The sequence below is a fragment of the Hymenobacter terrenus genome (assembly GCF_000972495.1).
GTDB lineage: Bacteria > Bacteroidota > Bacteroidia > Cytophagales > Hymenobacteraceae > Hymenobacter > Hymenobacter terrenus.
The window spans coordinates 324,021-348,434 of sequence record NZ_LATM01000003.1 but is presented as its reverse complement, the minus strand read 5'-3'; the positions used below and the strand labels follow the sequence as shown (position 1 = coordinate 348,434).

At 59.9% G+C, this 24,414-nt stretch carries 20 protein-coding genes; 15 read left to right on the top strand and 5 right to left on the bottom strand.

Features of this window, described 5'->3' with window-relative positions; genetic code table 11:
- Positions 1-75 precede the first annotated feature (75 nt).
- Complete coding sequence (locus tag WX88_RS07970) at positions 76-657, top strand: Crp/Fnr family transcriptional regulator (RefSeq protein ID WP_052732468.1); 582 nt, start codon at positions 76-78, stop codon at positions 655-657.
- A gap of 500 nt (positions 658-1,157) precedes the next feature.
- On the opposite strand, the gene WX88_RS07965 is transcribed toward WX88_RS07970, so the two are convergent.
- The 3 genes from WX88_RS07965 to WX88_RS07955 all read right to left on the bottom strand — a co-directional run bounded on the left by WX88_RS07965 (position 1,158) and on the right by WX88_RS07955 (position 3,905).
- A complete protein-coding gene (locus WX88_RS07965) occupies positions 1,158-1,736 on the bottom strand; it encodes a hypothetical protein (RefSeq protein WP_046243773.1) in 579 nt (192 codons plus the stop codon).
- Between the two features lie 556 nt (positions 1,737-2,292).
- Entirely contained in the window at positions 2,293-3,135 is an 843-nt protein-coding gene (locus tag WX88_RS07960) for a molybdopterin-dependent oxidoreductase (protein WP_046243772.1), read from the bottom strand.
- A 41-nt stretch (positions 3,136-3,176) separates the two neighbouring features.
- A complete protein-coding gene (locus WX88_RS07955; protein ID WP_046243771.1) occupies positions 3,177-3,905 on the bottom strand; it encodes a cytochrome b/b6 domain-containing protein in 729 nt (242 codons plus the stop codon).
- Positions 3,906-4,334: 429 nt separating this feature from the next.
- On the opposite strand from WX88_RS07955, the gene WX88_RS07950 reads away from it, so the two are divergent.
- The 12 genes from WX88_RS07950 to WX88_RS07900 all read left to right on the top strand — a co-directional run bounded on the left by WX88_RS07950 (position 4,335) and on the right by WX88_RS07900 (position 17,098).
- The gene (locus WX88_RS07950) at positions 4,335-5,147 is read left to right on the top strand and encodes a DUF1223 domain-containing protein (protein WP_072052962.1); all 813 of its coding nucleotides are present in this window, start codon (positions 4,335-4,337) and stop codon (positions 5,145-5,147) included.
- A 223-nt stretch (positions 5,148-5,370) separates the two neighbouring features.
- On the top strand, positions 5,371-5,559 hold the full coding sequence (locus tag WX88_RS30750; protein ID WP_197076711.1) for a hypothetical protein: 189 nt from the start codon (positions 5,371-5,373) through the stop codon (positions 5,557-5,559).
- Positions 5,546-5,830 carry a hypothetical protein gene (locus WX88_RS07945; protein ID WP_156176011.1) on the top strand — a complete coding sequence of 95 codons (285 nt, stop codon included), beginning with the start codon at positions 5,546-5,548 and terminating at the stop codon, positions 5,828-5,830. Before WX88_RS30750 ends, WX88_RS07945 begins: the two co-directional genes overlap by 14 nt.
- A 125-nt stretch (positions 5,831-5,955) precedes the next feature.
- Positions 5,956-6,330 (top strand): hypothetical protein, encoded by a 375-nt coding sequence (locus WX88_RS07940; RefSeq protein WP_046243769.1) that lies wholly within the window; start codon positions 5,956-5,958, stop codon positions 6,328-6,330.
- 174 nt (positions 6,331-6,504) lie between these two features.
- Positions 6,505-6,702: a hypothetical protein gene (locus tag WX88_RS07935; protein ID WP_046243768.1), complete on the top strand. Its 198-nt coding sequence runs from the start codon at positions 6,505-6,507 to the stop codon at positions 6,700-6,702.
- 214 nt (positions 6,703-6,916) lie between these two features.
- Positions 6,917-7,492: a tryptophan-rich sensory protein gene (locus tag WX88_RS07930; RefSeq protein WP_046243767.1), complete on the top strand. Its 576-nt coding sequence runs from the start codon at positions 6,917-6,919 to the stop codon at positions 7,490-7,492.
- A 1,013-nt stretch (positions 7,493-8,505) separates the two neighbouring features.
- On the top strand, positions 8,506-9,051 hold the full coding sequence (locus WX88_RS07925) for a glucose-6-phosphate isomerase family protein (RefSeq protein WP_046243865.1): 546 nt from the start codon (positions 8,506-8,508) through the stop codon (positions 9,049-9,051).
- A 159-nt stretch (positions 9,052-9,210) separates the two neighbouring features.
- On the top strand, positions 9,211-11,109 hold the full coding sequence (locus WX88_RS07920; RefSeq protein ID WP_072052961.1) for a class I mannose-6-phosphate isomerase: 1,899 nt from the start codon (positions 9,211-9,213) through the stop codon (positions 11,107-11,109).
- A gap of 8 nt (positions 11,110-11,117) precedes the next feature.
- The gene (locus WX88_RS07915) at positions 11,118-11,894 is read left to right on the top strand and encodes a glucose-6-phosphate isomerase family protein (protein WP_046243766.1); all 777 of its coding nucleotides are present in this window, start codon (positions 11,118-11,120) and stop codon (positions 11,892-11,894) included.
- 137 nt (positions 11,895-12,031) lie between these two features.
- Positions 12,032-12,832 (top strand): DeoR/GlpR family DNA-binding transcription regulator, encoded by an 801-nt coding sequence (locus tag WX88_RS07910; RefSeq protein WP_046243765.1) that lies wholly within the window; start codon positions 12,032-12,034, stop codon positions 12,830-12,832.
- A 110-nt stretch (positions 12,833-12,942) separates the two neighbouring features.
- Positions 12,943-14,346: a sugar porter family MFS transporter gene (locus WX88_RS07905; protein ID WP_052732466.1), complete on the top strand. Its 1,404-nt coding sequence runs from the start codon at positions 12,943-12,945 to the stop codon at positions 14,344-14,346.
- 496 nt (positions 14,347-14,842) lie between these two features.
- Positions 14,843-17,098 (top strand): sugar-binding domain-containing protein, encoded by a 2,256-nt coding sequence (locus tag WX88_RS07900; RefSeq protein WP_046243764.1) that lies wholly within the window; start codon positions 14,843-14,845, stop codon positions 17,096-17,098.
- A 91-nt stretch (positions 17,099-17,189) separates the two neighbouring features.
- Here the strand turns inward: WX88_RS07900 and WX88_RS07895 are convergent, their stop codons facing one another.
- Together WX88_RS07895 and WX88_RS07890 are read right to left on the bottom strand one after the other, a co-directional pair.
- Complete coding sequence (locus WX88_RS07895) at positions 17,190-18,368, bottom strand: efflux RND transporter periplasmic adaptor subunit (RefSeq protein WP_046243763.1); 1,179 nt, start codon at positions 18,366-18,368, stop codon at positions 17,190-17,192.
- A 38-nt stretch (positions 18,369-18,406) separates the two neighbouring features.
- Complete coding sequence (locus tag WX88_RS07890) at positions 18,407-22,813, bottom strand: CusA/CzcA family heavy metal efflux RND transporter (protein WP_046243762.1); 4,407 nt, start codon at positions 22,811-22,813, stop codon at positions 18,407-18,409.
- Between the two features lie 127 nt (positions 22,814-22,940).
- On the opposite strand from WX88_RS07890, the gene WX88_RS29900 reads away from it, so the two are divergent.
- A complete protein-coding gene (locus tag WX88_RS29900) occupies positions 22,941-23,123 on the top strand; it encodes a hypothetical protein (RefSeq protein ID WP_156176010.1) in 183 nt (60 codons plus the stop codon).
- Positions 23,124-23,498: 375 nt separating this feature from the next.
- Positions 23,499-24,344, top strand: coding sequence for a chromate resistance protein ChrB domain-containing protein (locus WX88_RS07885; protein WP_046243761.1), 846 nt, complete (start codon positions 23,499-23,501; stop codon positions 24,342-24,344).
- The last annotated feature ends 70 nt before the right edge of the window (positions 24,345-24,414 follow it).

Sequence of the window (24,414 nt, the reverse complement as noted above, 5' to 3'; positions counted from 1 at the left end):
CGTGGCGCACTATAGCGGTTACGGTACACCCATCCCGAAACCGCTATAGTATCTCGTTAGTCCTTCCTCTATTTCGTGTCTGAATTATCCTTCTCTCTCGCCCCACTAGCAGCCTATCTGGAGCAGTTCGTGCAGCCTACGTCCGTCGACTACGCACTGCTGAGAGGTCGCGTAACGCAGCGAAATATTGCGAAAAACACGCTCATCTGCCAGGCCGGATCGGTGTGCGAAGAGGCCTTCATCATTCAGGCCGGCATTGCGCGCCACGTTTATCCGGGGGATGCGGGCGGCATCACCTGGCTGTCGTTCGCCGGCGATGCCATGACCGAGGCCGAAAGTTTTTTCAGCGGCCGGCCCAGTTCAACCAACATTTTGGCTGCTACCGACATGCAGGTGTACGGCTTCACCCGCATCCACCTCGATGAGCTCTACAACGCCAGCCCTACCTGGGAGCGCTGCGGTCGGCTCATCACCGAAATCTACTTAGTACAGCTGGCACAGCGGGCTTTTACGTTCCAGTTTCAGTCGGCACAGCAGCGCTACGAGGAACTGTTACGCCGCCAACCCCAGGTGGCACAACAGCTGGCGCAGGGAGAAATTGCCGCTTACCTAGGCATCGCGCCTGAAACGCTCAGCCGTATCCGGAGCCGCGTCTAGAACTGGTGGGGACGCTAATACTCACCAATCACACTATTCATTCTTAGTAAGAATTGTAACGCGAACGGGCTTGGTCTCATAGTGAGACCAGGCCCGTTCGCGTTGTCGAAAAGCAGACAGCTTACCTCCTGCTGTCCCTCATCTTGCCATCTTTCATTTTGACGTCGCGGCTCATTTTTCGTCGGCCATGTTGCGCACTGGTTACCGTTCGGTTATGGTTGCTGAAAGGGCATTTGGCGGGCTACTGGCTGGGGTACCTTTGTAGCGAAGAGGGGAATAAGTCCCGCGTGGTCTGGGTGGGTCAGGCGGGCACTACCATCTCGTACTTAATTAAGAAATATGCCGCGTGTCGTATCCTTTCCCTATAAACAAAAACAGCCCCAATCTGCAAATTGGGGCTGTTTCTTTTAAAAATCCTGCTGCACTAAGGTAGAGAGACCTTTCGGCCGTCACCTTCAAGCAGACAAGAATTGGGTGAGTGAAGAAGGGTAGGAATAAAGTTAGGCTGCGGGGGCAGTTTCTGTTTTAATGGGGGCCGGAGCAGTGGCTTTGGGCACGGACTGCTTGGTAGCTGCTGGGCGCGACGCGGCCGGTTTACGAGCGGCTACTGGCCGGGCTGCTTTCGCTACCGGAGTGGCAGCACCGGCATCAGGAGTCGAGCCGGCGGCCTTAGCCGTTTCCTTTCCTGATTTTTCACCCTTTTCGGCCTTTTTAGCCTCTTTCGTGGTGCGCTTGGCTTGTTTGCGGCTCTCCTTCACCAACTGGGCGGCCAAGCGCTTGACGGTTTTGCTGACGCCTTTCGATACCTCGGCAGCGGAGTTCTCCGCCGTGCCCAGGTAGGGCTGAAGGGCCGTGGCTAATTCGCCCGCCAAAGCTTTGCGCGCCCGCTTGCCAGTTGGCGCGGCGGGCTGGGCAGCCTTGGCCGCTTTAGCTTGCTGCTTGGCCAACTGTTTGGCCAGTTGCCGCAGCGTTTTGGCCACGGCCTTGGGGGGGCGATTGGCACCGGCTTCGTCGAGACCGAGGTGCGGGGCCACGGCTACTGCCAGTTGGTCGGCAAGATGTTGTTTAGAACTACTCATATACTAAAGAGAATAAAAGTCTCACCCTCAGGCGGGCTCGGACCAGAGGCTAACGCAAGATCATCAGCACCAACGCCAACACGACCATACTTGCCATAAACACGGTGATGATGACCGTATCGCGCGAAGGGGGTAATTGTGATTCCATAGCGCAATGTTACAAAATTATTACGTCCCAAGTTCGGAAAACGGTCCAAAATGGGCTTTTCCAATGTTAAGCTTTTCAAAATGCCCGGCGAACGCATAAACTGGGCACTTAAAAACAGTCACCATCCGTCGTTGAAATTGCCCAGCGAGGTTGAGCCACGTCCGTAACTAGGCACCGCAGAGACTAACCCAATGGCTGGGTTTCCTATCTTTTATTTATCGTGCGGGCTCCCAGCGCTAGGATGAATCTGTATCATCATTTAGCAACCAAATACGACAGGGTGAGGGGTGCCAATTGCCAGCCGTATTTCGCCAGGGTCTATTTCGTCCCCGTCAGCAATTCTTCAGGCATGGAGTGGGGCTAACTAAGCATGCAGAGAGTGACTGGCCGAAGAAACCACCTGCTCAATCAATGCCCTGCGTGCCAGTCGTAACCCAGCTCGGCCCAGTAGTCTTTGGGGCGGACATCGGTGAAGGCGATGGTACCGATGCGCTTGATGTGCTTGACGCCGTACTTGAGCGGTGACACCAGCCGCAGGGGGGCACCGTGTGCCAGGCTGAGCGGCTGGCCATTCATCTCGTAGCAAAGCAGGGTTTGGGGGTGCAGGGCGCTCTGCATTTCCAGGCCCACGTAGTAGCCGTCGTTGGGCGTGGTCATGCCCACATAGGCTGCCGCGTCGGCGGGCGGGTTATGGGGGTCGGCAATGCGCTGGCCCGAGCGGGTGGCCAGCGGGTACTTGGCCAGGAAATCTGACAAACGCACACCCGCCCAGTGCACGATGGTGCTCCAGCCCTCAATGCACTTGAACTCGGTAGTCATTTCGGTGCGGGGCAGAGCCTTGATTTGCTCAATAGTAAACGTGTGCACCTGAGGCGAGGTGCCCACCGGCGCGTAGGCCTGCACGGTGAGTTTCCAAGTCTGGGGGTCGAAGCCATTGCTCAGACCCACCTTGCCGTTGACACGGATTTTTCGCGCGCGCGACCGGGCAAATTCGGGCGCCAGACGGGTGTTTTTGTAGTACGCATTGGTGAGGTCCGCGTTGAAGTCGAGCACTTTGCGCAGTGGACCGGGAATGCCCTCCACTGTCGGGCGCGAATCGAGCCAGCGCCAGCCGGCTAGACCCGCCAGCCCCAAAGCGCCCGTGATGAGAAAGGAGCGGCGCGAACGTTTGGCAGCGGCCTGGAGCGCGGCGGCTTCGGCAGCCTCGTCGTACGAGGCCGGGGGCGGCGTAAGGCGGGATTGTTCGGTCATGGGAACAGGCTATTTATAAGTAGCTGCTAGCCAGCAGCTACTTAGCGATTTATCTTTTGTGAGGAATCGGCAGCAGGCAGGGCTGTGGGGCCGCTCGTTACCTCCCCCATGGCCGGGCTCACCTCCTGAATCTCGAAGCCGGCGACCATGGCCTGGAAGTTATTCCAGCCCGCCCGCACTACCTGGGCGATGTGTACCAGGAAAAACAGCACGTAGCCGATGGTGAGGGCGAAGTGTATAATGCGGGCAAACTCATAGCCGCCGAGCAAGGTGGTGAGCCAGCCAAGCTGCGTGGGCTTGTAAATAGCCAGCCCCGTGAGCACCGACCCCAGTCCCATCAGCACCACGCTGGTGTAGGCAATCTGCTGGGCTCCGTTGAATTTGCGGATGGGCGGATGCTCCTTGCGCAGGCCCAGGTCGTGGAGCGTGACCTGAATGGCTTCCCTGAAGGAATGCCGGTTGGGCAGCAGGTAGCGCCACTCGCCCGAGAAAACCGTGTAGAGCACGTACAGCAGGCCATTTAGGAAGAACACCCACATCAGCACGAAGTGCCAGCTCATGCCCTGGGCCAGCTTATGGTCGATATGAAAGGCCCGGTAAAATGAGGTGGGGAAGAACTTGAACAACGTGGTATTGCCCCAGCCGAGCCGGTACACATCGTTGGCCCAATAAATCCACATTCCGCTCCAAATCATCAGGGCGAGCACGGGGAAATTGACCCAATGAAACCAACGGATAGCCAGTGGGTGCTTTTCGACGACGACTTTCATAATGAATAGTCTAATGGTGAGAAGACAAGAAGTTGATGCAAACAAAAGCTCCGCAGCAGACCGGAAGCACCAGCACGAAGATGGGACGAATAGAAAAAGAGCGGCCAGCAGGCAGCTAGCTCCACCGGAGCTACGAGATACCTGACGTGAGAAGACGGCGCTCCTTACAAGGGTTCCCCACACTTTTTTTTAGCTAAAAATAACCTGTAAGACCCAAACGCAGCGCATGTCGAACATGGCGGACCACGCAATGGGCGCACGGCTCTCCAGTCTCCGAGCCATGCAGACTTTAGCCTCCCTCCTGCTTATTTCCACTCCTCGCTGATAAACTTTTTTCGCGCCGGCTGCAAGGTTATCCCTCTTCCCGCGTCCAGCCTGTCAGAAGCCCAACAAGTTTCCTTTCGCTTTTACTTATCGCTTTCCTTAGCTATGAAACGTATCATATTCGCTATCATATCCTTGCTTATGGTTGCTTCGATGGCGGCATTGGTTGGCTCCCGCATGGCCAGCCGGCCGGTCACGCCTAATACCGGCGTGGGCAATGTGCCAGTGGTAGTGGAGCTATTTACCTCCGAAGGCTGCTCCAGCTGTCCGTCTGCCGATGCGGCGCTGCGTGAGCTGGAAACCAGTCAGTCGCTGGCCGGCGTCGAAGTCATTGCCCTCAGCCAGCATGTAGACTACTGGAACCGTCTGGGCTGGAAAGACCCGTTCTCGTCGGCCGTCTTCACCGAACGGCAGCGCGAGTACGCCAAGGGGTTTGGCGAAGGCTCCTACACGCCGCAAGCCGTGGTGAACGGGCAATATGAGTTCGTGGGCAGCCGCCGCGGAGAGTTGGATGCCACTGTGCTGAAGGCTGCCAAAGCGCCCCGCGCCACGGTGGGCGTGACCCGCGCCGCCAATGGCGCGCTCACTGTGCACGTGACCTCCCTGCCCACTGGCACCAACTCCGCTGAGGTTCTGCTAGTACTCACCGAAGCCGGCCTTTCGAGCCAAGTAGGCCGGGGCGAAAATTCGGGCCGCCTGCTGCGCCACGCCGCCGTAGTGCGCGCTCTGCGCTCCCTCGGCCCGGTAGCTGCCGATGGTACTTTCAACGCCACGACTTCACTAGCCCTGGACGGCCAATGGAAAAGCCAGAACCTGCGCGCCGTGGTACTGGTGCAGGAAAAGAACTCGCGTCACATTGTGGGCGCAGCCAGCTTGCCGCTGAGCGCACAGGCCTTACATCCGGGAATCAAGCTGTAAGTTCCGGCTGCTTTCTTGTATTTTCTACCTGACAGGTACCCATGAGGAAACCAAATGACCACAGCATCGAGTCACCAGCAACTGATAACCTGTGCCATCATAGTTGTCCGTGGCCCAGGCACTACGTCCAGTGTCTTCCTCTGTCCACCACTCGGCTGCTGCCCGCCACCAACAGCTTAATAAGCTATTAGTAAATTTTTCATCATCCTAAACACCCTGTCTTATGCGCTTCTCTAACCGAATTTCGCTGCTGTTTTTTCTGGGCCCGAATGTGGGCTTGAATTCCTGTAACAAGAAAGTGGTCGACCCAGAGCCGCTGTCAACTCCTACTACGGTCACTGGTACGGCTACCCTTCGCACGGGCACCATGTTCCCAGGGAGGAGTGCAGAGCAGCGGCATGGTAGCGATTGAGCGCGACGCAGCCGGCGCGGAGTTCGTGCGCTTCGCTCCTGACTTCCGCACCGACTTCCACACCAGCTCGCTGGGTGTACACCTGGCCAAATCCAATGGCTTGGTTCGGGTGCAACGGAAGGCCGATCCAACGAATGTGCTGCGCGTGGGCACCGTCACCCGCGATGGGGCGCAGACGCTGGCCATTCCGGGTACTGCCGCGGGCTTTACGCACGTCATCATTCACTGCGAAGTAGCAGAATACAATTTTGGAGCGGCCCCACTGAAATAATCATGTTTTCAGAACGACTGCTTCCTATCCCAGTCGCGCCAACTTTTGCTGCTAGCCCTGTGGCTGCTGGCTAGCCCCCCCGCCTTGCCAGCGGGGGCTGGACCCGTAAGAAGAAGAAAGGCTACGTGAAAGTCGGCCTGACTACCGTCAACACCGACCGCTACCACCCGCTCACGGGCGGCACCATCGAAACGGCCCGCTTTCAGCAGCAGGTGTACGGCATCTATGGCGAATATGGCCTCACCGACCGGTTGGAGGCGACCTTGAATTTTCCGTTTTTCCGGCGCGCTACTTTCCCCAACCTCACCCCCGGCCAGGGCGTGGGCGACCCCGAAATCGGCCTGCGCTACGGGGTGCTGACGGGAAAATGGCCGCTAGCCGTGGCCGTGGCCGTGGCCGTGGAGGCCCCCTTGGGCAACCCCAACGTGTTTGGTCGCAGCAAAACGGACCCCAGCATCGTGCTGCGCCTGCCCACCGGCGACGGCGAGTGGAACATCTAGACCCGCGCTTCCCTCTCGTACAGCCTGGGCCAACTGCCTGCTTTCTTCACGCTGAGCGCCGGCTACAATAAGCGCACCGGCGGCTTCATTGATCAGTATACCTATGGCGCCCAGCTGGGCTACAAGTTTTTCGACAAGGTTTGGATAACGGCCACGGCCAGCACCCTAGACAAAGTGAGCGCGCCCAACCTCGCTAAATTTGGTACCATTGGCCTGGGTGAGGGAGTGGCCTACTCCACCGCCGGGCTGGGGGCCAGCTACAATTTCACCAAGAATCTCTCGGCCACGGCCGACTGGGCTTCGGGTTTCGGCAAGCTGCGCAACGTGTATTCGGGTAACCAATACACAGTGGGCGTAGCCTGGGAGTGGTAAGATGCGTCAAGTAACAAGAAACGCGCGCGTGAACGCAACGCCTTCTGAATGACGGTAAGCCTGGCAGACCTAAGTTGGGGCGTAGTCGCATAGCGACAATCAGTTGGTAGAACAAATGGCTAAAAGCCGCGTAGCGGTAATAGAATGCCTGTATAGGTCTCTACCAATCGATTGTCGCTACGCGACTACGCCCCAATTTGAATAATAAGCTAATATGAAAGCAACCACCGCTCCTCGCTACCGCTGGTGGCACGGCGCCTTGTTTCTCGGTGGCATCACGGCCGTGGGGGCCCTCACCGCGGGCCGGCGCAAAAGCCGCGAGCGAGACAAATTCTACGAAAGCGAGAAGCTGCCCGTGTGGGCGCCGCCGGCCGTCACTTTTCCCATCATCTGGCCCCTGAACAACCTGGCCCTCACCTGGGGTGGGCTGCGGCTCCTCAACGCCCCACGCAATCTGCCTCACCGCCGTGAGCTGCTGGCTCTGCAAGCCGTGCTGTGGGTTGATTTCGTGACGTATGGAATAGCGTATTTCGGCTTGCGCAGCCCCGTGCTCAGCGCCGTGTGGACCCTGACTGATACGGCTGCCTCAGTGGCCAGCCTGGTATTAGCCCGCCGCACCGGCGACGATAAGCTGCCCAACGCCTACCTGCCAATCACGGCCTGGACCTGCTTTGCCAGCACCATCGCCGCATACGACGCACTACGCAACCCCGACCATTTTTTGGGTACATCCGCCTTGCTCACGGAACCGCCCGTACCAGCCCTGGAGAAAGTCACGCCAGCCTCCTAGTCAGAGCGGTTCTCCGGTTTGTGTGCGGTTGTTCGTTCGGCTCCCCGCCCCTGAGGCTTCGCGCATCAAGCGAATCGGGGTCGTACGCGGTAGGGCGGGCTCTGCCGCGTACGACCCTGTAGGGGCACACGTCTACCAACCCGAGAACCGCTGGTAGGTAAGTGAGGCAGTTCTTTACCAGCGGCATCGTACAGACTTGTACTTGGAACAATAGTGCTGATTTAAAACGACTTCCGCCTAACGATTTCCTCGACCTGGTCTTCTAGCAAAAGAAGGGGCCTATTTCTCAGCTGCCAACGGTGGCCGATAATACGGTTGGGTCGTGCACATCATTCATCCGCAGACGTTACGCCATCCAACAACATATTAGCGCCAAATTCAAGTTTCCGGTGGATGCCCACCCCTTTTTGAACATTCTCATTCTTCTCTTGCCAGTACTCACGGCCTTAGGCCTTGCTAGAGCCGGCTCCCCCTATTACTGGCAGAACTTCGGGAGGGTCGCAAGTCCTCTTTCCTGGCACCAAGACCGCCAACAAGGCGGCGCTACACTGCTTCAGTCTGTCGTTGTGCTACCGGTGGCGTGACAGCAGTGTGAAGTACTTGAAGCAATAAATACGATTGTATATCTGGCCGCTTGAATCAGGGCCACCGCTTATCTATCAGCAATTGTAGTCCTGCTCACCCAGCTACGGCCCGGGAAGTCATCAAGGCGGGCCAGATGCTCGGGCCGGCTCCCTTGTAAATGCTAAGATGCTGCCGAATTCCAGATTGGAATAGCGCAATACTGTATAAACAACAGTTAATACAGCAGTATTATCAATACCAGCTATTTAAAAACGCGAACCATCAATTAAACACTGCCGTTTTCTGCTTATAACTCCGAGCAGACACGAAATTCTTATCGATAAATCGAAAATATTTTGCACGTTTGCACTCTAAACAATCAACAATCGAGCATCCTTTGCCACAAGAAGGGATGAGTTAGTTATCCATTGTCCTTCACACCCGCCTTTATGCCCGTTACCGTTGATTTTACTACCGGCCGTCTCAATGGCTCTGCCGTGGCGGAAAGCAGCCGCAACCTAGCCGATTTAGCGGGTGTTTTCTTAGATGAGGCGGCCCGTCAAGCGCTGCCGCCCAACCAGCTTGCTTACCGCGTACAACTCTACTTGCCCGTACCTGAAGGCACCCAGGGCGGATTGTTCTGGGGCAATACCTTTATCGAGCCTGGTCTGGTGGGTGACGAGTATTTCATGACGAAGGGCCACTTCCATGCCCAGCGCGACCGCGCCGAATACTACACCACCGTGCAAGGCCATGGTGCCCTGATTCTGATGGACGAAGCGGGCCACACGTGGCATGAGGTCATGCATCCCGGCTCGGTGCACTACATTCCTGGCCGCACGGCTCACCGCGTAGCAAATACCGGTGACACGGTGCTCTCCTTTCTCGCCTGCTGGCCCTCGGATGCCGGACATGACTACGAAACCATTGTCAACCAAGGCTTTGGCGCCCGCATGCGAGCGGTAAATGGCAAGCCGGAATTAATTCCGAATTAGAAGTCAGCTGTGGTTCTCCCTCGCTACTACTTCCATTTTTTAAGGCTGCATAGGATTTACTCGAAGGCACCAAGCCGCCGGCTTTTGCTTACGCTGAGCAACTAAACAGCTTTCATCAATATTCGCTCAATACTCCTGATTTTTAAATTTAGATGCGAAATGTCCAGCTACGATAAAGTGCCCTTTATCCCCGTTGCCGCCGACAAAGCGGCTTGCCAAACTGGCTGGCTGGCCATTGGCGAAACGCTGCAGGCCGCACTAAACGCTGCCCCGCGGCCAACCGGCCGGCCGCTGGTGCTAGCCGTCGAATGCTACCCCGGCACCAATCTGGTGGCCCTGCAGCAGGAGTTGGTGGGGGCGCTGGAACCAGCCCATTGTGTGGTGGTGGATGAATTATACCTGCCCACGGGCACCATCGACACGCTAGTGGCCGGGCCACTCACCGATGACCCCGTTTTTGGCCGGCTCAATGGGCTGACAGTGGCTGATTTCTTTGACCCGGCCAAGCTGGAAGGTGCCCGCGACCTACTGGCCCAGGCCACTGGCGGGCTGGTAATCGTGCTGGGCACTGGCGCCACGCTACTGGCCCCCACTGCCACCGTAGTTGTGTACGCCGACCTGGCACGCTGGGAAATTCAGCAGCGCCAGCGCCGGGGTGAAATCGCTAACCTGGGCAGCGCCAACTTCGCCGAAAAAGCCAGCCTGAAGTACAAGCGGGCCTATTTTGTGGACTGGCGGGCCGCCGACCGGCTCAAGAAACAGGTACTGCGCCGCGCCGACTTTCTACTCGATACCAACAATGCGGCCACACCCAAGCTAATTACCGGGACGGCCTTGCGGGTGGGCATGGCGGCGGCCGTGCGGCGGCCTTTCCGGGTGGTGCCCTTCTTTGACCCTGGTCCCTGGGGTGGGCAGTGGATGCGTGAAGTATGCGACCTGCCCGACGGCCCACCCAACTACGCCTGGTGCTTCGACTGCGTGCCCGAAGAAAATAGTTTACTGCTGGGTTTTGGGGAGGAGCGGGTGGAAATACCGAGCATCAACCTCGTGTTTGAGCACCCGCGCGAGCTGCTGGGCGAGGCTGTGCACGGGCGCTTCGGCACCGAGTTTCCCATTCGCTTCGACTTTCTGGATACCGTGGGTGGCGGCAACTTGTCGCTGCAAGTACACCCGCTCACCGAGTACATCCAGGACAAATTCGGGATGGCCTATACGCAGGATGAGAGCTACTACATGCTCGATGCCGAGCCCGGCGCGGTAGTGTACCTTGGCCTCAAAGAAGGCACTGACTATAATGCCCTGCTCGCCGACCTGCAGCGGGCGCAGCAGGAGCCAAACGCGCCGTTTCCCGACGAGAAATACATCAACCAATTTCCCGCCCGCAAGCACGACCATTTCCTGATACCGGCCGGCACCATTCACTGCTCAGGCGCCGGAAGTATGGTGCTGGAGATATCGGCGACGCCCTACATCTTCACCTTTAAGCTCTGGGACTGGGCCCGGCTGGGGCTCGATGGCCGGCCCCGGCCCATTCACCTGGACCACGGCGCGGCCAATATTCAGCCTGACCGCACCACCGCCTGGGTCGAGCAAAACCTGGTGAACCGCTTCGAGCTGGTAGCCTCAGGCGACGGCTGGCACGAGGAGCGCACGGGCCTGCACGAGCGCGAATTCATCGAAACGCGCCGCCACTGGTTTACGGGTACGGTGCCCCATCACACCGGGGGCGGCGTGAACGTGCTCAACCTAGTGCAAGGTGCCGAGGCTATTGTGGAAAGTCCGGACCACGCTTTCGAGCCCTTTGTGGTGCACTACGCCGAAACGTTCATCGTGCCGGCCGCAGTGGGGGAATATACTATCCGGCCGCATGGCGCAGCCGAAGGAACGGAATGCGCGACGCTGAAGGCCTTCGTGCGCACTCACCCCATCCCTGCCCCCTCACCGGTGGGGAATAGCATCTTGGAAGTCGACGCATTGTTCGTTGGACCAAGCGGGTTAATTGATCCTCTGGCGCCATCGTCGTCAGATGAGCGCGACGGCCTGTTGACCGTTAAATAACTTGTTACATGACCTTTTCTCCCGGCTTCGATATTCAGCCCACCGCTGACCTGGGCTTTCGCTACGGCCTCAATGTGTTTGGTCCGGAACCTGAATTCCGCACCCTCGACGCAATTCGGGCCAGCCTGCGCGACCCCGCGGCAGCCGGTCCGCCCGTGGTGTACGGCATTGCCATGGATGTGGGCTGCCAGGAGCATCGCCCTGAATTGCAGACCCGGATGCTGCTGTTCGGCGCCGTGACCTATGCGGCCGGGCGGTTGGGTCAGGAACCGGTGCGGTCCCAAGGCCACGTGCACAAGGTATCGCAGCACAGTGGGTGGTCGCCGCCGGAAGTGTATGAAATCTGGACCGGACGGGCCGTGGTGTACATGCAAGAGTATGCCGCCGATGAGCCTGGCCGCTGCTTTGCCGTGACAGCCGGCCCCGGCCAGGTTATCGTGGTGCCGCCCGGCTGGGCCCACGCCACCATTTCGGCCGACCCTACGCAACCGCTCACGTTTGGGGCGTGGTGCGACCGGGAATACGGCTTTGCGTACGATGCCGTGCGCGCTCGCCACGGCCTGGCCTGGTACCCACTGCTGGACGAAAATGACCAGCTGCACTGGCAGGCCAACCCACACTACCAGCCTTCGGAACTGATTCAGAAGGCACCCCGCCTCTACCCTGACTTACACATGTTGCCGGATGTGCCGATTTACACGCAGTTTGCCCACGACCCGGCGAGGGTGCAATGGGTGTCGCAGCCAGAATTGGTAGCGAATATTTGGAGAGATTTCGAGCCATAGTGGCCGTTGATTAGTTTGAGGGAGCAATCGGCTGATATCTTAGTTGTCAGGAGGTGGGGTAGATGAAGCCTTCGGCAATTTATCTACCCCGCTGCCAAGCATTCCTCATTCCTCACTCCTTATTCGTTGCCAATAAGATGTCCGACCTTCTCACCCCCGACAAAGCCGCCGCGCTGCGGTCTCAGATAATTCTTGAAAAGCTGCTGCACATGGGCTCTGTGACCGTGGAAGAGCTAGCGGAGCAATTTGGGGTATCGGTGGCCACCGTCCGCCGCGACCTGGTAGAGCTGGAACAGCGCGGCCGGCTGCGACGCACCCATGGCGGGGCCAAGCCCGTGGAGCCACTACTCTATGAGCCCTTCCGCAACGACTCCAGCTTTCACGAGCAGATTGAACGCAATATCGCCGAAAAGCGCCGCATCGGGCTGGCCGCCGCGTCCCTCATCGAGCCGGGCGAAACCATCTCGCTAACAGCTGGCACCACTACCACGCAGGTTACCCGCAGCCTGCGCCCCCATGCCAACGTGACTGTGGTAACCAATACGGTGAACGTGGCCATGGAACTCAGCCAGCGCGACGACGTGCAGGTATTAGTGACGGGTGGCTTCCTGCGCGGCGGCTGGTTTTCACTGGTCGGCCCGGCGTGTACCCATGCGCTGAGCCAGATTTTTGTCGATAAAGTCTTCATCGGAGTCGATGGCATCGACGCGGCAAAAGGCCTCACCGACCTTCACCATGAGGAAGCCGCCACGAACCGCGTCATGATTCAGCAAGCCAAACGCCGCATCGTGGTGACCGACCACACTAAGTTCGGCGTGGTCGTGCCCTGCTTGATCTGCCCCACAACCGAAATCCACCAACTCATCACCGACACCGGCGCGACCGACGAGCAGATTGCTCCCTTCCTCAAGCTCGGAATCGAGGTGCTGCGGGTGTGAGGTAGGCGGCAGGGGGAAGTACCTCACATAGGGCCACACTCCTTGAGAGGGTGGCCCTATGTGAGCGGCTGCGGCGCACCCGTGATACACCACACTTAAAAAACCCACCCATGCCCATCCCACACCGCGCCCCTGGCTCTTTGCTTCGCGAACCGGCCCACTCTACCCTGCTCCCACCCAATGAGGGTCCGGCAGGTAGTACGGGCTACGTTTACCTTATTGCGGCGGTGGCGGCGCTGGGTGGGCTGCTGTTTGGCTTCGACACCGCTATTATCAATGGAGCGCTGGTGTTCTTGAAGAAGGACTTTGGGTTGAATGATGCCCAAACTGAGCTGGCGGCCAGCAGCATTCTGTTTGGGGCGGTGGCGGGCGCGGCCCTGGCCGGCTGGCTGACCGACCGCTACGGACGGCGGCGGGTGCTGTTTGGGGCGGCAGCGCTGTTCATGGTTTCGGCGCTGGGGGCGGCCGTGCCGCGCACGCTGGCCGAGTTTGTGGTGGCCCGACTGGCGGGTGGGCTGGCCATTGGGGTGGCTTCGCTACTGGCCCCACTTTATATTGCCGAAATCGCGCCGGCCCGCATCCGGGGGCAGCTCGTGACGCTAAACCAACTGGCTATCGTGACCGGTATTTTGCTGGCTTATGTGGTCAGCTACTACCTCGCAGACCTTGGGCTGGTGGCCTGGCGCTGGATGTTCGCTTCGGCAGCCGTGCCGTCGCTGCTCTTTATGCTGGCCTTGCTGTTCGTGCCCGAAAGCCCCCGCTGGCTGCTGGGCCAGGGCCGGGCCGCTGAAGCCCTGGGCACCCTCACCCGCCTCAACGGACCAGTGGCTGCTGCGGCCGAAGCGGCCGGCATTCAGGCCGCGCTGGCTGCCGAGCGCGGCGCCGATACCCGCTTGTCGCAGCCGCGCCTGCGGCGGCCCTTGGGTATTGCAGTGGCCCTGGCGGTGTTGCAACAAATCACGGGCATCAACACTATTCTCTACTACGGCTCAATCATTTTTACCGAGCACAGCGGGCAGTCGGCCGCCTCGGCTATTGGCGCCAATGCGCTTATCGGAGGCATTAATTTTGTGGGTACGGTGGCGGCATTGCTCATTATTGATAAGATAGGGCGCAAGCCACTGCTGCTGGTTGCATCGGGCGGCATGGCGCTGGCGTTGGGAGCATTGACCGTAGCCTTGGCTCAGCACGCAGCCGGGCCGTGGTTGCTGGGTCTAATTCTGCTTTACGTGGCCTGCTTCGCGGTGGGGCTGGGGCCAGGCGTGTGGGTGGTCATCGCCGAGATTTTTCCTAATGCCATGCGCGGCCGGGCAGGCTCGCTGGCTACGGTGGCGCTTTGGGCGGCTTGCACACTCATCACTTTCACTTTTCTATCGCTGGTCAAGATAATGGGCATTGCCGGGGCCTTTGGGCTCTACGCGGTGCTGTCGGTGTTTACGTTCCTCTTTGTATGGCGGGCTGTACCCGAAACCAAGGGACGCACGCTGGAAGAAATTGAGCGTGACTGGGCCTGAGATGTCGATGGCACAAGCGCCTTTTTTTAGCTTCGGAATACCTGGCGTGGGTGGAGGGACCGCACGACTCCAGTTTGCTTGATTGCGCGAAGTCAAAAGAGAGAGGACTTCCGCACTAACCTTAATAGCACTTTAGTACTACCTGTAGGCTATGAACGGGTAAGCTAAAGTACTTCCGCGGCGCCTGTGAACGTATCCTTGCTTGCTATAGAACTTTAGTTAGCAGATGGCAACAGGTGCTCTACGACCTACCCTACCAATTGCGGGCCAACGAGTGATTTTGCCAAATGGCATCTGACCCCATTCTCTCTGGCGAGAAGACCACGAGGTGCATACCCGGATTATATACGTGACCGTTTTATCAAACAAATCGAATTAATACGGCCTTGATAATCATTTTTGTGATTACTTAGCGGAATAATCTGCAAAAAGGCGTCTTCTTCAATAGCTGCTACCCTCTTTACTTATTTATTCCCACCCTCCCGTTTTCCTGACCATGCGCTTTTTGCTTGCCTTACTTGGCTTTGTGACACTGGGTTTGGCTGCCGCTCAGGCCCAAACCAATGCCCGCGAAACCATCAACCTCAACGGCATCTGGCAATTCGACCAAACCCTTTCGGCGGTGCCACCGGCCAAGTTTACGCGGACCATCCCGGTACCGGGGCTTATTCATCTGGCCGAGCCGAAAATTCCCGACTACGACGCTTTTTTCAAGAAACCGGAAGGGGTAACATACCAGGCGGAGCACAACGTGGAGGACCGCAACTACGTGGCCAAATACAGTTGGTACCGGCGCACGTTTCCAGTGTCAGCGGCGCAGCTCAAGCAGGCGGCCGTCATCAGCATCAAGAAAAGCCAGTACGTCACCCACGTGTTCGTCAACGGCTTCGACGCGGGCAGCTCCATGGAATGCTTCACGCCGATTGAGTTTTCCATTGGCCGTTACCTGAAGGAGGGCGACAATGAAGTGCTGATTTCGGTGGGCGACCGGGCTTGGCTGCCCAGTGAGGCCGCCGGGGGCACCGACAAAGAAAAAGTAGCCTACCTGCCCGGCATTTGGGATGATGTGAGCGTGAGCTTCACCCGCAACTTTCGGGTGAACCGAGCCATCCTGCTGCCTAATCTGAAGGAGAATAAGGTAACAGCCAAGCTATTGATTCGCAGTTTCTACCCACCGCAGTTGCTGTTCGGCGCTAATATTTTCGATACCTGCCGGGTGCAGGTAACGGTGCGCGAAACTAAGTCGGGCAAGAAAGTGGCGCAGGCCGAAAAAACCGTGGTGGTGCGCAGCGACAACCAGACCGAAGCCGCCGTGGACGTGCCTTTTGCCAAGTCCCACCTTTGGACGCCCGACGACCCGTTCCGCTACACGGCCACCGTCCGGCTGCTCGATAAAAACGTGCCTTCCGACGCCGTAGACAAGATTTTCGGCATGCGCGAATTTGGCCGGCAGGGCAAGTATTTCACCCTGAATGGCCAGCGCATCCAACTGCGCGGCACCAACATCACCTTGCACCGCTTTTTCGAGGACCCCGAAGCTCGTGCCCTGCCCTGGGACCGGGCTTGGGTAAAAAAGCTGCTCACCGATATTCCAAAGGCCACTAACTGGAACATCATGCGGGTGTGCGTGGGCTTAGCGCCCGATTTTTGGTACGACTTGGCTGACGAAAACGGACTGATGTTTCAGAATGAGTGGATGTACTGGCAAAACCACGGTTGGGACCAGCAAATCCGCCGCGAATACACCAACTGGGTGTGGAGCGACGGCAACCACCCCAGCATCGTTATCTGGGACGGCATCAACGAAAACCATGACAAGTTCATCGGCACCGAGCTTATCCCGGAACTGAAAAAAGTAGATCCTACCCGCATCTGGGACGCCGGCTACATGACGGCCGAAGAAGGCGCCGGTGCGCAGGATGACATGGACGAGCCCCACCCCTATGTGGATAACGCTCAGGCGCCGAATTATCCCGCCTTTCGCACGAAGCGGCCCTACAACCTGGGCATGCTGCACGACACAGTGGAGGGCTGGACCAAACGTTTCCACGACGCCCAGCTGCCCCAGCTCGTGAACGAATATGGGTGGATGTGGCTCTGGCGTGACGGCCGCCCCAGCAAGCTCACCGTGCCCAACTACGACTTCTACCTTAAGCCCAACTCCAGCCCCGCCGCCAACCAGGAGTTGCAGGCCTACTCGCTGCAGCTCCAAACCGAGTGGCTGCGGGCCGAGCGCAGCTTGGCCGGCGTGATGCACTTCTGCTACCTCACCAATAACTACGGCTTCACCGGCGACTCTTTCGTGGGCCCCATCGCCGAGCTCAACCCCTCGCCCATGCAGCGCTGGTTCCGGCACTGCTTCGCCCCCCAGGCCGTATTCCTCAACTTCACCGATGAGCGCTACATGAAGCACGTGCCGCCTCACGCGCCCGGTTCGGCCCTGCCCGTGGTGCTCACCGGCGTCAACGACTTGAGCACTGAAGCCAGTGGCGCCGTCCGCCTGCGCCTGCTGAACGCCCAGGGCCGCGAAGTGCTGCAGAAGTCCCAAAACATGCGCATTCCGGCCTACGGCGAGCAAGAAGCACCCTTGAGCCTGACGCTGCCCCAGCAGCCCGGCGGCTACTTGCTGCTGGCCGAGTTCACGCCCAAGGGCGAAAAAAGGCCGGTCATCAGCCGACGCTACGTGCGAGTGGGCGCGGCGGGCGCGCCAGCGCCCACGGCCTGGTACAACCTACCAGCGACTGCATACTAGGGCGGTTCTCAGGCTGCTATGCACCGACCTCGAAACGGTGGTAAGGCCCAGTAGGCCGGCTACCGGCTACTAAGTCGCGCTGGGGAAAAGTTTATTCCTCGCTTGGATTCTTGAGTTTGCTCAGCAGCGAATAAGCGCCTTCGGTCACGTACTGGGCCGTTGTATCGGTGGCGGCGGGGCCAGGGATAAGCACCTCACTGTAGCCATCTGCCTGCTCGCCACGCCGGACTTCCAGCATCTTAAATATTTGCTGGCCAGCTACGGAAGGCTGCTGACGAAAAACGAATTGCTTGCCTTCGTAGTCAACCACCGCTTTGTCGGGCAGGGCTGGCACGCGGCGCGAGGTAGTCTCCACCACGGCCCGCACGAACATGCCGGGCAGCAGAGCCGGGTCGTTTTCGCGTTCGAGGTGCCCGTGCACGCGCACGGTGCGCTGCTGCTCATCCACGGTGCGGCCGATGAGGTAGATTTTGGCGGTACGCTCGGCGCTGCTGTCGTTGGGCAAGGTGAAGCGGATGCGCTGGCCTTTCCGAAGCTGGGGCACGTCTTTTTCAAATACCGTCAGCTCGACGTGCAGATGGTCGGGGTCGACCAGCTCAAACAGGGCGTCGGTGGGCGTCACGCTCTGGCCCACCGTGACGTTGACGGTTTTGACAAAAGCATCTTTGGGGGCGCGCAGTGTGGCGGTGGAAGCCAGCGGTTGGGTGCCCACTGGCAGGCCGGCCAGCCGCAGCCGGGCCAGCTGGCCGGCAGCCTGGACTTGCAAGGCCCCGTATTCGGCCTGGGCCCGCTGCAGGTTTTTGGCCGGGGCTACCTCCTCCCGCACCAGTTCGCGCTGCCGGTTCAGCTCGGCCCGCGCAAACGTGAGCTGGCTTTGGGTTTCGAGGTAGCTCTGCTGAAGCTGGATAAATTCTGGATTGCGAATAACAGCCAACACCTGCCCCTTGCGCACCAGCGCCCCTTGGAGCAGCGAAGTACGCTCAACAATGCCACCGAGCGGGGCGCTGATGGAAACGAGCTGGTCGGGCGGCACGTCCAGCACACCATTCACCTTAAGGCCGGCGCCCAACAGCCGCGGCGTGAGCGGACCGGTGCGCACGGTGGCCAGCTGCTGCTCAGCGGCCGAGAGGGTAACCTGGTCGGCGGGAGCGGCAGGGCCGTCGGCCTCGGTTGGGGCACCAGCTGCTTCGTCAGCCGGCTGGTTTTTGCTGGTGCAGCCGGCACTTAGCAGCAGGGCCAGCATGGCGAGCTTGTACGACGGGATATTCATGCGGGAAGGATAGCAGAAGGAGAAACGAAGTGGCCGGCTTACTCGCCGGGGCTGAGCAGGTAGTCGAGCTCAATAACCGTTTGATTGTGCTGGAGTAGCGCGTCAAGGTAGTCGGTGCGCAGGCGCAGGGCCCGGTCCAGGTTGAGCAGGTACTCGGTGTAGCCCGTTTCGCCGGCTTTGAAAGACTTGGTGGCCACGCGGGAGATAATGGCAGCCTGGGGCATGCCGGTCTGCTCGTAGAACCCCATGCGCTGCTGCTGCTCGGCCCGCTGAATTAGCAGCTCATCTACCCGGCCCGCTAGCTCGGCCTGATAGCGGCTGAGGCCAGTCTGAGCTACTTTTTCCTGGAGGCGGGCGGCCTGCACTCGCGCCCGTTGCGGCCCCTGAATGAGGGGCACGGCCACAGTAGCCTGCACCCCCTGAAACCGGTCGCCGGCCCCGTAAGTCCGGGTAGTACCGTCGACAACCTGGGGGCCAATAATCGACTGGTTGAAGTAGCCCACACTTAGCCCCGGCTTGCCCTGAGCCCGGGTAACTCGGGTTTCGGCCTGCGCCACGGCTACTTGCTGTCGCAGCACCCGCGCCAGCAGGCTGCGAGCCAGCGCGGCCGTGTCGCCGGCGGTAAGGGTGGTTTTGGGTGCCAGGGGTGTCAGTGTGCTATCAGCCACGGCCACGGGCTGGGGGCGTTGGAGCAGGGCCTGCAGCTGCCGCACCGCTACCTGATATTCGCTGCGAGCCTGAGCAAGGCGGGTGCGGGTTTCGCCCTGCTGCACTACGGCTGTGGCCACTTCCAAACGGGCCGTTTCGCCGGTGCGGAAACGCAGCTGGGCGGCCCGCACAAAGGCGGTGTAGAGACTGTCCTGCGTGCGGAGGGTGCGCAGGCGGTGGCGGGCGTGCACGGCCGCCTCGTATTGCAGGCGCACCTGCCGGCGCACGTCGGCCCGGGCCAGGCTGAGCTGCTGCTCCTTAGTGGCCACCTGGGCTTTGGCCAGGGCCGTGAGGGTGCGGTAGTAGCCCGGCCAGGCCACGGGCTGGGTGATGCTGAACAGATTGTCGTTATGAATAGAGTTATACTGCCCGTAGCTGCCCTGCACAGTGGTGCGCCCAAGGTCGCGGGCGGCGCGCACGCTGGCTTGCTGGGCCTCCAACTGCTGCTCGGCCCCGAGGATGGTACCGCTTTGGATCAGGGCCGCATCAACGGCCTGGCTAACGGTGAGTGCTCCGTCGGATGGGGTGCCGGGCTGCTGGGCCTGGGCGCTACCGGGCAACAGGAACAGCGCCACCAAGGCAACACTGGTTACGCCGAGCTTGGCCGGGGCTGCGCGGCGGGCGGCCCAGGTTTCTTCGAGGTAATAGAGCACTGGCAACACCAGCAGCGTGAGTAAGGTGGCCGTGAGCAACCCGCCGATAACCACCGTAGCCAGAGGCTTTTGCACCTCGCCACCGGCGGAGGTAGACAAGGCCATGGGCAGGAAGCCGAGCGAGGCCACGGCCGCCGTCATCAGCACGGGGCGGAGGCGGATGTGGGTACCTTCGAGGATGCGGGCGCGCAGGTCGGTCAGGCCTTCGGCTTTCAACTGATTGAAGTAACCGATGAGGACGATGCCGTTGAGCACGGCCACGCCAAACAGGGCAATGAAGCCCACTCCGGCCGAGATGCTGAACGGCATGCCGCGCAGCCACAGCGCCAGCACGCCCCCAATGGCCGAGAGCGGAATGGCGGTAAAAACCATAACCGATTGGCTCACTGAGTTGAAAGTAGCGTAGAGCAGCAGGAAGATGAGCAGCAGGGCCACGGGCACGGCAATGAGAAGCCGGGCGCGGGCCGACCGCAGGTTTTCAAACTGGCCGCCGTAGGCCAGGTGGTAGCCGGGGGCAAACTTCAGGCGTTGCTCGATGCGCTGCTGCACCTGTCTAACAAGGCTTTCCACGTCGCGGCCCCGCACGTTGAAGCCCACCACGATGCGCCGCTTGGCATCGTCGCGCTGAATCTGGCTGGGGCCGGAAATCAGGGCAACGTTGGCTACCTGCTCCAGCGGAATCTGGCGGCCGTCGGGCGTGGCCACGAAGAGCTGACGCAGGTTGCTGATGTCCTGGCGGTAATTTTCCCGCAGGCGCACCACCAAATCGAAGCGCCGCTCCTTCTCAAACACCTGGCCCGCGACCCGGCCGGCAAAGGCCGTTTGCACCGTGCGGTTCACTTCGTCGACCGACAGCCCGTACTGGGCCAGCTTGTCGCGGTCGAGCCGGGCTACCATTTGGGCCTGCCCGGTGGCGCGCTCCACGTAGACGTCGGTGGCACCGGGCAGGCCCCTCACCAGCTGGCCCACCCGGCCGGCATAGTCATCAAGCTGCTGCAGGTCCTCGCCAAAAATCTTGATTACGACGTCCTGTTTGGCACCGGAAATCAGCTCATTGAAACGCATTTGAATGGGTTGCTGAAAGCCGAAGCTAACGCCGGGAATGGTACTGAGCCGCGCCGACATCTTTTCCGCCAAGCCTTCGCGACTATCGGCCGAAGTCCAGTCCTTTTTGTCCTTGAGCACGACAATCAGGTCGCAGGCTTCGGGCGGCATAGGGTCGATGGGAATCTCGGAAGAGCCCACTTTGGCCACCACTTCCTTGACTTCGGGGAAATGCCGAAGCAGCAATGCGGCTGCTTGCTGGGCTTTTTCGGCGGTGTAAGTGATGGACGAACCGGGCAGCACGCGGGTTTCCACAGCAAAGTCGCCCTCTTCCAACGTAGGAATAAACTCACCGCCCAACGTGCGAAACAGCAGCACCGTGCCCACCAGCAGCGCCAGGGCAAGGCCGAGAATCAGCATTTTGGCCTCTAGCGACCAAGCGACTACGCGCTGGTAGCGCCGGGAGAGCCTGCCAAGAATACGGTCGGAGAAGCTCTGCCGGGCTGTTTGTCGGCTCAGCGTCAGCGCCGCCATCATGGGCACGTAGGTGAGGGAGAGGATGAAGGCGCCCAGTATGGCGAAGCCCACGGTTTGGGCCATGGGCCGGAACATTTTTCCCTCAATGCCGCCCAGGGCCAGCAGCGGCAGGTACACGATGAGGATGATGACCTCGCCAAAGGCGGCCGAGGAGCGGATTTTGCTGGCCGCCTGGTACACTTCGCCGTCCATTTCGGTCTGGTTGAGCACTGATGAGGCCCTGGGGGCGGTCCCGGCAAGCCTATGCACAATGGCTTCGACGATGATTACGGCGCCATCCACAATCAGCCCAAAGTCGATGGCACCGAGGCTGAGCAGGTTGCCCGACACGCCAAACAGGCACATCATACCCAAGGCAAAAAACATGGCCAGCGGAATGACCGAGGCCACCACCAAGCCGGCCCGCCAGTTGCCCAGGAACAGCACTAGCACGAAAATCACAATCAGCGCGCCTTCGGCCAGGTTCTTGGTCACCGTGCCAATGGCCTGGTCTACGAGCTTGGTGCGGTCCAGGAAAGGGGCAATAACCACGCCTTCGGGCAGGGTTTTCTGGATGGTGGCCATGCGCTGCTTCACGGCTTTAATGACGGCCGACGAGTTGGCGCCCTTGAGCATGAGCACCAGCGCGCCCACCGCTTCGCCTTCCTGATTGCGGGTCAGCAGGCCGTAGCGCACGGAGTGGCCGTAGCGCACATCGGCCACATCGCGCACCAGCACGGGCACACCGGTAGCGCTGGTAGGAGCGCGCACCACCATGCGGCCCACGTCTTCGAGCGAGCCGGCCAGCCCTTCGGTGCGAATGAAATAGGCGGCCGGATTCTTGTCGATGTAGGCCCCACCGGTGTTTTGGTTGTTGCGCTCCACGGCGTTAAATACATCGGCCACCGTCACATTGAGACTGCGCAGGCGCTCGGGGTCAAGGGCTACTTCGTACTGCTTCACGTAGCCGCCGAAGCTGCTCACGTCGGCCACGCCGGGCGTGCCGAGCAGCTGCCGACGCACCAGCCAGTCCTGCATGGTGCGCAGCTCGGTGGTCGAATATCGGTGCTCGTAGCCCTTTTTTGCTTGCAGCACATACTGGTAAATCTCGCCCAGACCCGTGGTGATGGGCGCCAGCTCGGGGGAGCCAGTGCCGGGCGGAATCTGCTGCTCGGCATTCTTCAGGCGCTCCGTGACCTGGTTGCGGGCCCAGTACACGTCCGTCTCGTCGGGAAAAACAAGGGTGACCACCGAGAGGCCGAAGCGGGAGAAAGAGCGAACTTCCTGCACGTCGGGGATGGTAGCCAGCGCCTGCTCGACGGGGAAAGTCACCAGCCGTTCCACGTCGGGCGCGCCGAGGGAAGGGGTTTGGGTAATGACCTGCACCTGATTGTTGGTGATGTCGGGCACGGCATCAATGGGCAGGTAAGCCATCGAGTAGCAGCCCCAAGCAATCAGGGCCAGGGTGAGCAGGCCAATGAGCAGCTTATGCCCAATCGAAAAGTGAATGATGCGGTCGAGCATAGGCTGCTAAACGGTGAGGGCAGTAAGCTGGCAACAAAGAACGGAGCCAACGTCAGCATGCAAAAAGTCCGCACCGGGCATGACGGAACCGTTCCGGTGCAGACCTTGGCGAGCGTGGACTATTCAGATGAGCAGCGAACCAAGGAGTCAGCGGCGGCTCATCTTCGCTGGTGCAAGCCCGGTGATGTTGGTGGGATTTGGACAAGTGCCGCGCCAAGGCGGGCGAGTGGCCGACGGGCTCTTCGTAGTGGTGAGGAGCCTGCGTCATGGCCGGCAGGTGAAGGTATTTCCCGGCCTCGTGGTGCTGTAGGTGCATTGCTGCCCGCGCGGCCTTGGTACCAGCAACGGATTCAGGAAAACAACCAGTAAGGTCTAAGGTCGTCGTGGTGAGGCAAATGGTAGTGGGCGGCAGACGGAACATAGGCTGGCAAAGGTAAAGCACTCTTTGTACTGCGCTTTCTTTATGGCCAAGGGCAAATCTGCCGCTGCCAAGCCAGCCCGATTGTCGGAGTGACGGATGGATATTTCTCGGTTGCCAATATCACTTCAGCTTTTTTTATGGTTCCCGCTTTCTTTACAGCCAGTTTTGCTAGCCGGCATGGTAGCGCGTACCGAGCTCTGAAAAAGCATTCTAAACTTATTCCCGCAGCCGATTTGGTACGCGGGGCTTATCATCGGATTTATCATGCAGTGGGTCACCCGCGAACGTCCCAAAATTGACCGCCTAGCCTGTCCCTGGCTGATTATGCGGTTCATCGACCCCGCCGCCGAAATCCTGTATGTGCCCGCTGCCGAGGTAGTGCCCACGGCCGAGCGTACCGGCGCCACTCCCTTCGACGTGCCCAACGTGGAGTTCTCGCACTACGGCCCGGAATGCACCTTCGATTACTTCCTGAAGAAGTACGCCCTCTCCGACCCGGCCCTGTTGGCGATGGCGCCCATCATCCGGGGTGCCGATACCGACAACCACGCCCTGGCTCAGCAGGCGGCGGGGCTGTGGGCAATATCGGCCGGACTGGCGCACAACATTCCCGACGACCAGCAGCTGCTACGGCAGGGCCTGGTGCTCTACGACGCCCTCTATACCTGGGCCCGGCACCTACAAGACCAGCCCCACACCCAACAGCCGGAGGAGCAGCTTCTGGTGCAGGTTTACACCGCCTACCTGCAACGGACGAAGGACCGCGGCACGCCCCCGCCGGCCTGGGCCACCCAGCTGCGCGAGCTTATTCAGGACCACCTCGATACCAACCTGAGCCTGCGCCTGACCGACGTGGCCGACACCGTGCAGGTAAATCCGACCTACCTGTCGCGGGAATTTGCGCGCCATTTTGACAACCTCTCCTTTGGCGAGTACATCCGCAAACTGCGCATCGAGAAGGCGCTGCATCTGCTCGATACCACGCGGTACTCGCTGGCGGAAATTGCCTACCTCACCGGTTTTTCGGACCAAAGCCACTTCACCCGCATTTTTAAGCAGCACACCGGCCAAAGTCCCTCGGCTCACCGCAAGCAGCAGCGGCCGACGTAAAGATTATACCAGGGGAAAAGGCTGTTCTATTTTCGCGGCCTGCCGCCGCGTACCATTGCAGCCAATTAAG